We start from the raw sequence: 14,134 nt of genomic DNA on the forward strand, positions 1-14,134 counted from the left end.
CCGCCCGGTTAGGTAGATTATCGGGCGATCATGATTGCCCTCTCCCCGCCGCGACCGGCGGCAACACCTGCTGCGGCACCCCCCGCCGGCGGGTCGGTTGCCGGGTCCGTTCCGCCCGCCGGGACGGCCACTGCGATGGGAACCCGCAAGGCGGGCTTCTACCGCCACGACCTCGACGGGCTGCGCGGCCTCGCGATCGCGTTGGTGGCGGTGTTCCACGTCTGGTTCGGGCGGGTCTCCGGCGGGGTCGACGTCTTCTTGGCGCTGTCCGGGTTCTTCTTCGGCGGCAAGCTGCTGCGGGTGGCGCTGAACCCGTCCTCGTCGCTGTCCCCGGTGCCCGACCTGATCCGGCTGGTTCGGCGGCTGCTGCCCGCCCTGGTCGTGGTGCTGGCAGCGTGCGCGGCGCTGACGATATGGATCCAGCCGCAGACCCGCTGGGAGACCTTCGCCGACCAGAGCCTGGCCAGCCTCGGCTACTACCAGAACTGGGAGCTGGCGCGCACCGCCTCGGACTACCTGCGCGCCGGTGAGGCCGTCAGCCCGCTCCAACACATCTGGTCGATGTCGGTGCAGGGCCAGTTCTACCTCAGTTTCCTGCTGTTGATCTTCGGCTTCGCATTCGTCTTCCGGCGCCTGCTGCGCACCCACCTGCGCTCGGCCTTCGTGGTGCTGCTCACCGCGCTGACGGTGGCGTCGTTCTGGTACGCGATCGTCGCGCACCAGGCCAACCAGTCACTGGCTTACTACAACAGCTTCGCCCGCGCCTGGGAACTGCTGCTCGGCGCCCTGGCCGGGGCGCTCATCCCCTACATCCGCTGGCCGATGTGGCTGCGTACCATCGTGGCCACCCTGGCGCTGGCCGCGATCCTGAGCTGTGGCGCCCTGATCGAAGGGGTGCAAGAGTTCCCCGGTCCCTGGGCGCTGGTGCCGGTCGGCGCCACGGTGGCGTTCATCCTGGCCGGAGCCAATCGCCAGGCGCACCCCAGCACCAGCGACAAACTGCCGTGGCCCAACCGGTGGCTGGCGAGCGGGCCGCTGGTGACGCTGGGGGCGATGGCCTACTCGCTGTACCTGTGGCACTGGCCGCTGCTGATCTTCTGGCTGTCCTACACCGGTAACCGACACGCCTCGGTGCTCGAGGGCGCGGTGATCCTGCTGCTGTCCGGTGTGCTGGCCTATCTGACCACCCGGCTCGTCGAAGACCCGCTGCGCTACCGCGCTCCGGCCGGGGCCGGCGTCCCGCCGGCACGGCGCAACCCCTGGCGTGCGCCGTCGCCGGGCTGGTGGAAGCGACCGACGCTGGCGCTGGGCTCCACGGTGGTGCTGCTGGGGGTGGCCCTGACCGCGACGTCGTTCACCTGGCGCGAGCACGTCACCGTCCAGCGCGCCAGCGGCAAGGAACTGGCCAAACTCAGCAAGGACGACTACCCAGGCGCCCGCGCCCTGCTCAAACACCAGCGGGTGCCCAAGCTACGGATGCGGCCCACCATCCTGGAGGCCAAGAAAGACCTGCCCCGCTCCACCCGGGACGGCTGCATCAGCACGTTCAGCAATCCGGCACTGATCAACTGCACCTACGGCGACCCGGAGGCCAGCCGGACCGTGGCGCTGGCCGGCGGATCGCACGCCGAGCACTGGCTGCCGGCACTGGACATCCTCGGCCAGCGGCACCACTTCAAGGTGGTGACCTACCTCAAGATGGGCTGCCCGCTGTCCACCGAGAAGGTGCCGCTGATCATGGGCAACAACGCGCCTTACCCGCAATGCTACGAATGGGTGGGCAAGACCATGGACAAGCTGATCGCCGACCACCCGGACTACGTGTTCACCACCGCCACCCGGCCATGGAACATCAAACCCGGTGATGTGATGCCGGGAACCTACATCGGGATCTGGAAAAGATTGTCCGAGAACAAGATTCCGATCCTCGGGGTACGCGACACCCCGTGGTTGGTGCGCGACGGCCAACCGTTCCAGCCGGCGGACTGCCTGGCCTCCGGCGGCGACGCGGAGTCCTGCGGCATCAAGCGCTCCGAAGTCCTCGTCGACCGCAACCCCACCCTCGATTTCGTCGAACGCTTCCCGCTGCTCAAGCCGCTGGATCTGTCCGACGCCGTGTGCGACACCGATATCTGCCGCGCGGTGGAGGGGAATGTGCTGATCTATCACGACTCCCATCACCTCTCGGCGACCTACATGCGCACCATGACCGGTGAGCTCGGCCGGCAGATGGGTGCGGCCACCGGATGGTGGTGAGCCCGGTCGCCGCGGTCTGGCCAGGCCACAGCTACCCGCTCGGTGCCGTCTACGACGGGGCCGGAACCAATTTCGCGGTGTTCTCCGAGGTCGCCGAGCGCGTCGAACTGTGCCTGATCGACGACCACGACACCACCGAAACCCGCATCGGCCTCGACGAGGTCGACGGATACGTCTGGCACGCCTATCTACCCGGCGTCGGACCCGGTCAGCACTACGGATTCCGGGTGCACGGGCCGTTCAACCCGTCCGCGGGCCAACGCTGCGACCCGGGCAAGCTGTTGTTGGATCCCTACGGGAAGGCGTTCCACGGCGACTTCGACTTCGGCCCTGCCCTGTTCTCCTACGACCTGAACGACCCCGACGGCGCAGCCGGCGACGGCCCTCCCCCTGCGCTGGACTCGTTGGGGCACACCATGACCAGCGTGGTGATCAACCCGTTCTTCGACTGGGCGGCCGACCGGGCGCCGCGCACGCCCTACCACGAGACGATCATCTACGAAGCGCACGTCAAGGGCATGACGCAGACCCATCCCGGCGTCCCGGAAGAGTTGCGCGGCACCTACGCCGGGCTGGCACACCCGGTGATCATCGATCACCTCAAGTCGCTGAGCGTGACCGCCATCGAACTGATGCCGGTGCATCAGTTCATGCACGATCATCGGCTGCGGCAGCTGGGGCTGCGAAACTACTGGGGCTACAACACCGTCGGATTCTTCGCGCCGCACAACTCCTATGCGGCCAGCCGCCAGGCGGGTGGCGCGGTGGCGGAGTTCAAGGCGATGGTGCGTACCTTCCACCAGGCCGGCATCGAGGTGATCCTCGACGTGGTCTACAACCACACCGCCGAAGGCAATCACCTGGGCCCGACGATCAACTTCCGCGGCATCGACAACGCCGCCTACTACCGGCTGTCCGATGACGATCCGCGCCTCTACACCGACTACACCGGCACCGGCAACAGTCTCAACGCCCGGCATCCGCACACCCTGCAGCTGATCATGGACTCACTGCGCTACTGGGTGACCGAGATGCACGTCGACGGGTTCCGCTTCGACCTCGCCTCGACGCTGGCCCGAGAGCTGCACGACGTCGACCGGCTTTCGGCGTTCTTCGATCTGGTGCAACAGGATCCGGTGGTGAGCCAGGTCAAGCTGATCGCCGAGCCGTGGGACGTCGGCGAAGGCGGCTATCAAGTTGGCAACTTCCCGGGGCTGTGGACGGAGTGGAACGGCAAGTACCGCGACACCGTGCGCGACTATTGGCGCGGTGTGCCCGAAACCCTCGGCGAGTTCGCCTCCCGGCTGACCGGCTCGTCGGACCTGTACGAGGCGACCGGCCGGCGTCCCGGCGCCAGCATCAACTTCGTCACCTGCCATGACGGTTTCACGCTGGCGGATCTGGTGTCCTACAACGAGAAACACAACGAGACCAACGGCGAGGACAACCGGGACGGCGAGAGCTACAACCGATCGTGGAACTGCGGCGTCGAGGGGCCGACCGACGACGCCGCCATCCTGGCGTTGCGCGCGCACCAGGTCCGCAACATCATGGCCACCCTGCTGATCAGCCAGGGCACCCCGATGATCGCCCACGGCGACGAACTGGGCCGCACCCAGCACGGCAACAACAACGTCTACTGCCAGGACTCCGAGCTGTCCTGGATGGACTGGTCGCTGGTCGACAAGAACGCCGACCTGCTGGCGTTCACCCGGGCGTTGACCGCGCTGCGCACCGCACACCCGGTGTTCCGGCGACGGCGGTTCTTGCAGGGCCGACCGATCCGCGGCGGGGACGAGGTGCGCGACATCGCCTGGCTGACCCCGGCCGGGCACGAGATGACCCAGCAGGACTGGGACAGCGAATTCGGCAGGTGCGTCATGGTTTTCCTCAACGGCGAGGCACTGCCCGAACCCGATGCTCGCGGGCAGCGCATCGTCGACGACTCGTTTCTGCTGTGCTTCAACGCCGGCGAGACACCGGTGGACTTCGTCACCCCCGACGGCGGCTACGCGCAGGGCTGGCACGCGGTGATCGACACCGCCGACGCCGCCGGCCGCAGTGAGCTGTCGGTTGAGGCGGGACATACCGTCGCCGTCGCGGCACGCTCGCTGATCATCTTGTGCAAGAGCCGCTGAGGCACTAAGCGGTCCGCCGCCCGCGGTAGCGGATACCGGCCAGCTGCGGAACCCGATACGGGCTGCGCAGCCGGCGGGTCCGGTGCCCGTGGCCGCGCAGCTGATAGCGGCCGAGTTCCCGGCGCACCGAGGGCGCCAGCAGCGGGCCCAACACCGCGCCGGCACCGAGTGCCAACGCCAGCCCGATCGCCAGGCCCACCGTCCCCCCGGCATTGGGGTGCCCGTTGACGAACTGCACGAAGCCGCGGAACAAGGTCAGCCCGGGGACCAGCGGAATGATGCCCGCCATGATGATCACCAGCGGTGTCACCCGCAGCCGGGGCGCCAGCAGGGTGCCGACCAGACCGGTCGCCGCGGCCGCTAGGAACGAGCCGGCAATGGGGTCGGCATCCACCAGTCGCAGTCCGAACACCAGCAACGTGGCGGTCGCCCCGGCAAGACCTGCCGCCAACGCCGCCTTGAGCTGCGCGTAGCCGGCTATCGCGGCGGCCGCAGCGCCCATGGCGCCCGCCAGCACGTACACCGGCATACTCAGCACCGCGACCGGTAGCTCGGCGCTCACCCGGACTTGGGCGCCGAACCAGCCACCGATGCGCACCGCGATGGACACGCCGACCAGGATGCCCGCCGACGAGAGCAGGATGTCCATGCCGCGCGAGACCGCGGTGAGCTGGTAGCCGGTGATGGCGTCCTGCACCGAGCCGACGGTGGCCAGCCCCGACAACAGCACCACGATGTTGGCGGCCACCACCGGTGACACCGACGCGCCGGCGGGCAGCCAGCCGACGGCGTGCACCACGATGGCTACGCCGGTGGCCACCGCTGCGGCGGCCACCTGCTGGAACAGCAGCGGTAGCCGCCAGCCGTTGAGCACCCGGCCGACCCGGTCGATCAGTGCGGTGGTGGCCGCCGAGATCATGGCAATCACCGGCCCGGCGCCGATCAGCACCGAGAAGCAACCGGCCATGACCGCCCAGCCGGCGGTGGCCACCCACCGCGGATAGGGATGGTCGGCCCGGCTCACGAGGTCCAGCTGCTGCTGCACCCACTCGGGATCGGGCGTGGTCGTGACGACATGCTCGGCGAGGTCGGTGGCCAGCTGCAGCCGGGTGTAGTCCAGCGAGCGCGACTGCACCAGATACATCGCCGTGACCGGGGCGCCCGGCACCCCGCGAGGCACCGACACCCTGATCGAGTTCGCCATGATGTCCACCTGGGTCTGTGGCAGCCCGTAGGCGGTCGCGATCGAGAGCATGCTCGAGGCGACATCGGCGGTTCCGGCCTGCGATCCCAACAGCAGCTGCCCGAACCGCAGGGCGATGTCGAGCACCCGCCGAACATCGGTTTCATCCATACTCATCGTCTTCGATGACACCATGCCCGTCGGCTACCCGCTCGGTGACCCTGGGTCACCTACGTTGCCGGATCCGACGCTCAGAGCAGGTAGCGATACGCCGGCGAGCCGGGCTCCAGCGGCTCGACGTGGATCTGCGAGGAGCGCATCCTGGCCAGCAGACCACCGAGATCCGCCGCCGAGCCCAATTGAATTCCGACCAGGGCCTCGCCGGTTTCCCGGTTGTTGCGCTTGACGTATTCGAACAGCGTGACGTCGTCGCCGGGGCCGAGAACCTCGTCGAGGAACCGCCGCAACGCGCCCGGCTCCTGGGGAAAATCGACCAGGAAGTAGTGCTTGAGGCCGAGGTGGACCAGCGAACGTTCCAGGATCTCGCCGTAGCGCGACACGTCGTTGTTCCCGCCGGAGATCAGACAGACCACGGTGGACCCGGCCGTGATGTCGGCCTCCAGCAGCCCGGCCACCGACAGCGCACCCGCCGGCTCGGCGATGATCCCCTCGTTCTGGTAGAGGTCGAGCATCGCGGTGCACACCGCGCCCTCGTCGACCGTGGTGACCGACACCATGTCGCCGGCGGCAGCCAGCGCGGCGTAGGGCAGGGCGCCGGCGCGCTTGACGGCGGCGCCGTCGACGAACTGGTCGACGGTGTCCAGGGTCACCAGTTCGCCGGCGGCCAGCGCGGCCATCATCGAGGCCGCCCCGGCCGGTTCGATCCCCAGCACCGCACTTTCGGCAGTCCGCTCCGCGAGGTAACTGGTGATCCCGGCGATACAGCCGCCGCCGCCGACCGGAACGACGACCAGGTCCGGTTCCGTGTCGAGCTGGTTGAGGATCTCCACGGCTATGGTGCCCTGGCCCGCCATCGTCCGCAGGTCGTCGTAGGGCGGCACCAATGTGGCCCCGGTGCGGGCCACGTCGGCCAGCGCCGCCTCCGCAGCCATGTCATACGTCGCCCCGCCCACGATCAGCTCGATGAACTCGCCGCCGTGGTAGCGGATCCGGTCGCGCTTCTGCTTGGGAGTCTTGGCCGGCACGTACACCCGGCCGCGAATGCCCAGCGACCGGCAGGCGTAGGCGAAGCCCTGCGCGTGGTTTCCGGCCGATGAGCACACCACGCCGGCGGCAATCTCATCGGCGGTCAACTGCACCAGCAGGTTGTAGGCACCGCGCAACTTGTAGGACCGCACCGACTGCAGGTCTTCCCGCTTGAGGTACACCCTGGCACCGGTGATCTCCGAGAGCCGGTCGCTGAGCTGCAGCGGAGTCGGCGCCACCACGCCGGCGATTCGCTGGGCCGCCGCGTCGATATCGGCCGCGGTCAGCGGGCAGGCGTTGGAGCCACGGTTCTGGCGCAGTTCGGCGGACACCGCAATATGGTGCCACCCAGCAGCGGGTTCACCCCACCGGGGTCAGCACGAACACCGGGATTTCGCGGTCCGTCTTCTTCTGGTACTCGGCGTAGTCCGGCCAGGCGGCCACCGCGCGCTCCCACCACTGCGCCTTCTCATCGCCGAACACCTCGCGGGCGTCGTAGTCGCCGGTGACGGTGCCGTCCTGCAGTTCGACCCGCGGGTTCTTGACGACGTTGTGGTACCAGACCGGGTGCTTGGGCGCGCCGCCCAGCGAGGCGACGATCGCGTACTGCCCGTTGTGCTCCACCCGCATCAGCGGGGTCTTGCGCAGCTTGCCGGTCTTGGCTCCCACGGTGGTCAGCAGCACCACCGGCTTGCCCTTCATCTCGGTGCCCTCGGTGCCGCCGGAAGCCAGGTACTTCTCGACGTTCTCCCGGGACCAATCCAACGGGCTGGGTGCGTATTCTCCGCTCAAAGGCATGCCGTCCAGACTAGACCGGCGCCGCAACACGGCCGGCCGTCTGTGGAGTTTCGGGTGGTCGAACAATCGGTTATCGCGTACCGTTAACGGCATGACGACCGCCGAGCGCCCACGGCACCAGGTGCCGATTGCCGGGGTGCCGTGGCCGGCCTACAAGCTGGTCGCGCTGGCGGTCGGGCTGGCCACCCTGCTGGTCGTCGGCGCGGCTACGGCCAGTGCCGCGACCGCGGTGCTGAGCGCCGCCGGGGTCTGCACCGCGCTATGGCTGGTGCTGGGCTGGAAGCAGGGCTAGTCCGCGGCATCGCCCCGCGGTGCGTCAACCGGGCGACGGTCGGTCATACACCAGGACATCACCGTCGATCCGCGCTTCTGCCATCGGGCGGTGCTCCCGCAGCTTTCCGTCATGCATCAGGTGGCACACCTGCACGCCGTGGATCAGCGTGAGGTAGTCCGCGATCAGCTTCCGATGGCATCGCCACCACACGGTCTCGGCGCACATCACCGCGACCTGCCGGTCGGCCGCTTCGGCCAGCAGGTCGGCGACGCCGTCCCGAAAGTCGTCGGTGCGCATATAGCCTGCATAGGAGCGGAATGAATCATTGCGCAGTTCGACATCGGGACTGTCGCCGCTGCGCCGCCGCCAACCGCCCAACCGCGGCTCCCAGCGATAGCCGATGCCGGCTTCGGGCAGCCACTGCTGCATCGCCTCGCGCGCGCTGTCGGGATTGCGGCGGCTGCCCGGTGCGCTGCGCACGTCGACCAGACGGCGCACCCCGGCGCCGGTCAGCAGGTTCGTGATCTCCGCTGCCTCCGCGGTGCCGTGTCCGAACGTGAAAATCGCCGTGGTACTCCCCCTCAGACGGCCGTCGCCGGGCGGGCATCCTCGGTGCCCGCCGGCTGATGGATGTGCGGTGCGGGTTCGGACGCGTAGAGCGCCTCGATCTCGGCGGCGTACTTTGCCGCTATCGGCCCGCGTTTGAGCTTCATGGTGAGTGTGACCTCCTCACCGCCGGGCTCCCACAGCGTGGGCAACACCCGGAAGCGCTTGATCTGCTCGACCCGCGAGAGTTTGGCGTTGCCGGCGGCCACGCCGGCGGCGATCTGTGCGATCACCGCCGGGTCGGCGGCCAGCGCCGCAGGTGTCGCCTCCGGCAAGCCGTGCGCGGCCGCATACGGGCCGACCGAGTCGGCGTCGAACACCAGCAGGGCGGTGTTGTAGGGCCGGGCCTCCCCGATGGTGACCATCGCCCCGATCATCGGGCAGGACGCCAGGATGGCGTTCTCGATGTTCGCCGGGGACATGTTCTTGCCCGCGGCGTTGATGATCAGCTCCTTCTTACGGTCGACCACGCGCAGATAGCCTTCGGCGTCTTCCTCGAGGATGTCGCCGGTGTGCAGCCAGCCGTCGGCGTCGATCGCCTCGGCGGTCTTGGCCGCCTCCTTGCGGTAGCCCCGCATCACCAGCGGCCCCCGCACCAGGAACTCGCCGTCGTCGGCGATGCGACTTTCCAGCCCGGGCAACAACTTTCCGACGGTGCCGAGCCGGGCATCGCGAGGATGGGTGGTCGAGGCGACGCAGCTGAGCTCCGACATGCCCCAGACCTCGCTGATCGGAATGCCGATCCCGGCGAAGAATCCCAGCGTCTCCCTGGGAATCGGCGCCGCGCCCGACACCGCCCACCGCAGGTCGCCGAAGCCCAACTCGGTGCGAAGTTTCGACAGCACCAGTTCGTCGGCCTGCGACCACTCGGCGGCCACGGCGTCGGGAACCGGCTCGCCGCCGATCAGCGCCGCGGCGCGTTTGGCGCCTACTGTGAGCGCCCATCGCAGTGCGGCACGACGGTCCTCGTCCGGCTCGGCACCGACCGCGAACTCGATGGCAGCTTTGAGCTTCTCCCAGACCCGCGGTACGGCGCCCCAGATGGTGGGACGCACGTCGGGCAGGGCGGCCCCGATGGCCCGGACGTCGGGAACGACGGTGATCTGGACACCGAAGATCTCCTGGTTGTAGAGCCCCATCGCCCGGTCGGCGATATGCGCCGACGGCAGGTAGGAGGTGATCCGGTCACCGAAGCGCACTCCGAGGACCGCATCGAGCGCCGCCGCCTCGAACAGCAGGTTGGTATGGGTCATCTCCACCCCTTTGGGGGCGCCGGTGGTGCCCGAGGTGTAGATCAGGGTGATGACGTCGTCGGGTTGCACTGCCCGCCAACTGGATTCGAAGTCGAAATCGGGGCGCCCGGCGGCCAGCAGATCCGCAAGCGACAAGGTGCCGTCCGGATGGCCGTCGAGGCACACGATGTGTTCGACCGGGGCACCGCTGGACCGGATCGTCTCGACATAGGCGTGCTCGCAGATCACGACCTTGGTGCCGGCGTTGCCGAGCTGATGGCCGAGCTGCTCGGCGGGCAGCGTGTTGTACACCGAGAACGACGTGGCGCCGGCGTGCTGAGCGCCGACCTCGAGCGGATAGAACTCGATCCGGTTCGCCATCATCAGCGACACCGTGTCCCCGCGGCGCACCCCGAGGCCGGCCAATCCGGCCGCGACGTGGCGCACCTGTGCCGCATACTCGCGCCAGGTGAGCGTCTGCCCACCGCCGACGGTCCGCAGTGCCACCCCGTCGGGATCGATAGCGGCCGTGCGCTGAAACGCCTCGCACAGGGTCGTCGCCGGCGGTGTCCCTGTCATCTGCTCCTCCTGTCGTCGGCTGGCTCAGCGGCGATGGACCCGTTCCAGATACGCCATCGCCGAGGCCTGCGATTCGGTGTCGTGCACCGCGGTGACCAGCGCGTCGGCGTCGTTCCAGCTGCGCGCGGTGCCCACCATGCCCTCGGTGACCGCATTGACCTGGCGCTTGGTGCCGCCCAGGGTGAGCGCGGACTTGCCGGTCAACTGGCCGACCAACGCCTCGACCTCGGCGTCCAGGTCCGCCTCGGCGACCACTCGGTTGATGAAGCCGGCCGCCTTCGCCTCGTCGGCGCCGAACGCCCGGCAGGTCATCACCAGCTCCTTGGTCAGCGCGGGCCCGATCTCGCGGACCAACCGCGGGATGCCGCCCCAGGCCAGCGGGATCCCCAGATCGACCTCCGGTATCGAAAACCGGGTGTCGGCAGCGGCCACCCGCAGATCGCAGGCCGCGGCCAGCACGACGCCGCCACCGACGCAGTGACCGTGCAGCCGCGCCACCGTCACCGCCCGCATCGCTTCGATCGCATCGGCCATCTGCCGACCGACGTCGGCCGCCTCCCGCAGCGCTGCGGCGCCGTCGGCGGCGGCGGCAAACGCGGCCAGGTCCGCCCCGGCGGAGAATGCCCGGCCGCTGCCGGAGATGACCACGACCTTCACCGCGGGCCGGGCGTCGAACCAGCGGGCCGCGGCCACCAACTCTTCGAGGGTGACCGTGCTCAACGGATTGAGTTTGTCCGGACGGTTCAACGTGATCGAGCCGCGCGCACCCTCGGCCACCACCGCCAGCGTGGTCGCCTGCTGCGATTCCATTTCGTCGACGTTAGCGCCGCGCTGGTGGCGTTGGTTCCCGTTTACCCTCATCTGGCCGATCGTCGCCTACCGTGAAGCCCATGCCGATTGCCGTCACCGAGTTCAGCCTCCTCGAGCAAACCGCATTTCTCACCGCCTACGCGCGCGCCCTCGACCACCGCGCCGAGACGCCGATCCTCGGCGACGCGTTCTCCGACCGGGTCGTCGGTCTGATCGACTACGACTTCGCCGGCTTGCGGATCCCGGCCAGTGTGGTGCGCCAAACCGCCCTGCGCGCCAAGATGCTCGACGACCGGGTCCGCCGGTATACCGCCGCGAATCCGGAGGCCGTCGTGGTGGATCTGGGGGCCGGCCTCAACGAGCCGCTGGCACGGGTGCAGCCGCCGGCGGGTGTCGACTGGTACAGCATCGATCTTCCGCGTGTGGTCGCGTTACGCGGCAAGCTGCTACCGGCCCAGCCCGCAGAGCACGTCATCGCGGCCGATCTGACCGGCGCCGATTGGACCGCCGGCATCCCGACCGGCCGGCCCACCATGGTGATCGCCGACGGCCTGTTCGCGTTTCTCACCCAGGCGCAGGTCACCGCGGTGTTCGGGCAGCTCATCGACCACTTCGGCAGCGGTGAGCTGGCGTTCAACGACTATGGCCGGGTGGGGCCGCTCAGCTCGCTGTCGATGAAGCTCGCGCCGCGCGGCATGTTCAGTCTGCTGCGCCACGTGTGGGCCAACCCCGGTTTCACCGACCCGCACACCCCGGAGCGGTGGGAGCCGCGGCTGCGCCTGGTCGAGCAGGCCTGCCTGGCCCATGCCGCCGAGGTCGACGCGTTCCCCGGCGCGGCCCGCACGCTCACCCGGGTTGCCGGCCGGTTCAAGTCGGTGGCCGGCAAAGCCCGCGTGCTGCGTTATAAGTTCTGAGCCGAACGGTTAACCCACCAGGTCACAGAGACCAAGGAAGTCACACGGATTGAAGTCCAGCGCGGCGAACGGGTCGTTGGGGATGAGGTACTCCGGAATCTCCGGGGTCCAGGAGTGGAACAGGCTGTTCCACAGTTGCATTGGAGCGTCATCGCCGAATTGGATCAAGCCCGCCGAGACGCCCTTGAGGGGATCGGTGACCACCGAGTAGGTCAGATCGTTGGCCGACATCACCCAGTAGTTCAGATCGTGCGGCCCCACGCCATTGATGGTGAGGTTGGTGAACGCGCCGTCGAAGAGGTTGATCTGGTAGATCGAGGCTCCGGACAGGTAGCCGAAGTTCCCCAGCACACTCAAGTCTTCGGGGGTGTCAGAGTTAGGCATGAAGTCACCGAACTGGTACGCCGAGGTCGAGTAGAACGAGTTCCAGAAGTCCTCGATCTTGATGTTGTAGCCACCGACCGCTTCGCCGTTCAACTCGACGTTGTAGAGCTGGTCGCCCTTCCAGTCGGTGATCCACGGGCGGATACCTTCGTAAGACCAGTCGCGGCCCACGCTCTCCCGAGTAAGGGGCTCCATCACCAGGCAGACCACCCCTTCACAGGTTTCGTAGGGGCCGTCCCAACCGGGCACCGGGCTGGTGCTGCCGGACTCACCCGCAGCGTTGGCGACCGACATCGGCAGCACCAGCGCGGCGAACCCAGCAGCGACGCCCACCCCGAGCAGGGTAAGAAGACGGCGCGATTTCCACATGACTGCCTCCGTTAAGCTTGTTGCAAATGTGTACCTGTGAAGCTCAGGTGACCAAACGTTACACTTGCGTTACCCGATTCACATCCGAATCTGACGTATTTTTTTGTTAACACTGAGCGCGCAGTTTGTTCAACTTCGACACCCTATGTGCTGCTCCACGGTTACGCCACCGCTCCGTACTCGCCGGGGTCGAAGTCCAGACCAGCCCACGGGTCATCAGGGATGAGGTAGTCGGGCACCGCGACATAACTTGGGTTATCGAGACTATTCCACAAGAAGGTCGGTGCCGCATCACCGGCGTACTGGATGTAGTCCTGGCTCGCGCCGTCCAGGGTCACCACGGTGTTGACGTAGCCCGGCGTGGTGACGATCCAGTAGCTGGCACCGTTGGCTGCGTCGTTGATCGTCACCTGGTTGACGTCTCCGAACGTGGTGCTGTACACCGTGGTTCCGCTCAGATCGGCGAATGCGCCCGCGTCTGCCCCCTCACCGGTCGGGGTGAAATCCCCGTAGGTGTAGGTAGAACTGGACAGGAACGGCGACCAGTAGTCTTCGACCTTGATGTCGTAGCTTCCGGCGTTCACGGTCGAACCGTCGGCTTCGGTGACCGCGACGTTGTAGGCCTGCTCGCCCTTCCAGTCGGTGAAGTACGGCCGGAAACCGCTGTAGACCCAGGTGTCCGGGTCGTACTCGGCCATGACCAGGCAGGTCGCCCCGTCGCACGTCTCGTAGGGCCCGCTGTCGGCGCTGCCGGCGTGGGCGAGCGCGGCCGGCATCACCGCGCCGCCGAGCAGGGCGGCTGCCGCTCCGACGAGCAGAGCAATAACGCGATGTCGCACAGGCATCACAAATGGTCCCCTTCCCCCCAGGTCACACCAGTGGTGTGAAGTTTCAGACGTTACACGGTGATGCGGCGTTGTTATCGGAAACGGACCTAAACGTTACGTTTAGGTTCAGCGGCGGCAGCCGCTCAGTTCACGCCGCCACGGGGCGGCGGATGAACACCGCAGCTACAGGCGTCGATGGACGGGCAGGTGCACCGCATGCCCCACTCGATGACCTCGCGGGCGCGGGCCAACGACTCCAGCTGGGCGTCGATCTCGGCGAGCTTCGCCTGCGCCAGCGCGTGGCTTGCCGGACGCCCGGGCGCGTCGTCGCCGAACAACAGCGCAATCTCATCCAGGGCGAAACCCGCCGACTTGCACAGCCCGATGATCTCGAGTCGCGCCAGCACCGCCGCGTCGTAGCGACGTTGTCCGCCCACCCGCCGCGGCGCGGTCAGCAGACCGACTTGCTCGTAGTAGCGCAACGTGGTGGCGGCAACACCGCTGCGGCGGGCGACCTCGCCGATCGTCAGCGAGTCGGGCATGCGGCCTCCTGGGCGC

General features: G+C 68.0%; 13 protein-coding genes. 4 read left to right on the forward strand and 9 right to left on the reverse strand.

What is annotated here, in order from left to right; genetic code table 11:
- The first annotated feature begins 30 nt into the window (after positions 1-30).
- Positions 31-2,256: an acyltransferase family protein gene (locus ACAG20_RS03725; RefSeq protein WP_370491575.1), complete on the forward strand. Its 2,226-nt coding sequence runs from the start codon at positions 31-33 to the stop codon at positions 2,254-2,256.
- Positions 2,247-4,394, forward strand: a complete 2,148-nt coding sequence (glgX, locus tag ACAG20_RS03730) for a glycogen debranching protein GlgX (RefSeq protein WP_370491576.1) — start codon at positions 2,247-2,249, stop codon at positions 4,392-4,394. The genes ACAG20_RS03725 and glgX overlap by 10 nt, the downstream gene beginning before the upstream one ends.
- A gap of 4 nt (positions 4,395-4,398) precedes the next feature.
- On the opposite strand, the gene ACAG20_RS03735 is transcribed toward glgX, so the two are convergent.
- The 3 genes from ACAG20_RS03735 to ACAG20_RS03745 form a co-directional block, all read right to left on the reverse strand.
- The gene (locus tag ACAG20_RS03735; RefSeq protein WP_370491577.1) at positions 4,399-5,754 is read right to left on the reverse strand and encodes a threonine/serine exporter ThrE family protein; all 1,356 of its coding nucleotides are present in this window, start codon (positions 5,752-5,754) and stop codon (positions 4,399-4,401) included.
- Positions 5,755-5,828: 74 nt separating this feature from the next.
- Entirely contained in the window at positions 5,829-7,115 is a 1,287-nt protein-coding gene (gene ilvA / locus ACAG20_RS03740; protein ID WP_370491578.1) for a threonine ammonia-lyase IlvA, read from the reverse strand.
- 28 nt (positions 7,116-7,143) lie between these two features.
- Complete coding sequence (locus ACAG20_RS03745; protein ID WP_370491579.1) at positions 7,144-7,581, reverse strand: nitroreductase family deazaflavin-dependent oxidoreductase; 438 nt, start codon at positions 7,579-7,581, stop codon at positions 7,144-7,146.
- Positions 7,582-7,672: 91 nt separating this feature from the next.
- Here ACAG20_RS03745 and ACAG20_RS03750 point away from each other — a divergent pair, with 91 nt between their 5' ends.
- Positions 7,673-7,873, forward strand: a complete 201-nt coding sequence (locus tag ACAG20_RS03750) for a hypothetical protein (protein WP_370491580.1) — start codon at positions 7,673-7,675, stop codon at positions 7,871-7,873.
- A gap of 24 nt (positions 7,874-7,897) precedes the next feature.
- On the opposite strand, the gene ACAG20_RS03755 is transcribed toward ACAG20_RS03750, so the two are convergent.
- From ACAG20_RS03755 to ACAG20_RS03765, 3 genes are all read right to left on the reverse strand, one after another.
- Positions 7,898-8,353, reverse strand: a complete 456-nt coding sequence (locus ACAG20_RS03755; protein ID WP_370491581.1) for a DUF488 family protein — start codon at positions 8,351-8,353, stop codon at positions 7,898-7,900.
- A gap of 83 nt (positions 8,354-8,436) precedes the next feature.
- Positions 8,437-10,272 carry a fatty acid--CoA ligase FadD11 gene (gene fadD11, locus ACAG20_RS03760; RefSeq protein ID WP_370491582.1) on the reverse strand — a complete coding sequence of 612 codons (1,836 nt, stop codon included), beginning with the start codon at positions 10,270-10,272 and terminating at the stop codon, positions 8,437-8,439.
- 24 nt (positions 10,273-10,296) lie between these two features.
- Positions 10,297-11,082: an enoyl-CoA hydratase/isomerase family protein gene (locus ACAG20_RS03765; protein WP_370491583.1), complete on the reverse strand. Its 786-nt coding sequence runs from the start codon at positions 11,080-11,082 to the stop codon at positions 10,297-10,299.
- Positions 11,083-11,162: 80 nt separating this feature from the next.
- Here ACAG20_RS03765 and ACAG20_RS03770 point away from each other — a divergent pair, with 80 nt between their 5' ends.
- Positions 11,163-11,996 (forward strand): class I SAM-dependent methyltransferase, encoded by an 834-nt coding sequence (locus tag ACAG20_RS03770; RefSeq protein ID WP_370491584.1) that lies wholly within the window; start codon positions 11,163-11,165, stop codon positions 11,994-11,996.
- A gap of 9 nt (positions 11,997-12,005) precedes the next feature.
- Here the strand turns inward: ACAG20_RS03770 and ACAG20_RS03775 are convergent, their stop codons facing one another.
- The 3 genes from ACAG20_RS03775 to ACAG20_RS03785 all read right to left on the reverse strand — a co-directional run bounded on the left by ACAG20_RS03775 (position 12,006) and on the right by ACAG20_RS03785 (position 14,118).
- Positions 12,006-12,713 carry a hypothetical protein gene (locus tag ACAG20_RS03775; protein WP_370491585.1) on the reverse strand — a complete coding sequence of 236 codons (708 nt, stop codon included), beginning with the start codon at positions 12,711-12,713 and terminating at the stop codon, positions 12,006-12,008.
- Between the two features lie 197 nt (positions 12,714-12,910).
- Entirely contained in the window at positions 12,911-13,594 is a 684-nt protein-coding gene (locus ACAG20_RS03780) for a hypothetical protein (RefSeq protein WP_370491586.1), read from the reverse strand.
- 125 nt (positions 13,595-13,719) lie between these two features.
- Positions 13,720-14,118: a helix-turn-helix domain-containing protein gene (locus tag ACAG20_RS03785; protein ID WP_370491587.1), complete on the reverse strand. Its 399-nt coding sequence runs from the start codon at positions 14,116-14,118 to the stop codon at positions 13,720-13,722.
- Positions 14,119-14,134 lie beyond the last annotated feature (16 nt).

It is taken from the genome of Mycobacterium sp. pW045, assembly GCF_041287085.1.
Taxonomy (GTDB): domain Bacteria; phylum Actinomycetota; class Actinomycetes; order Mycobacteriales; family Mycobacteriaceae; genus Mycobacterium; species Mycobacterium algericum_A.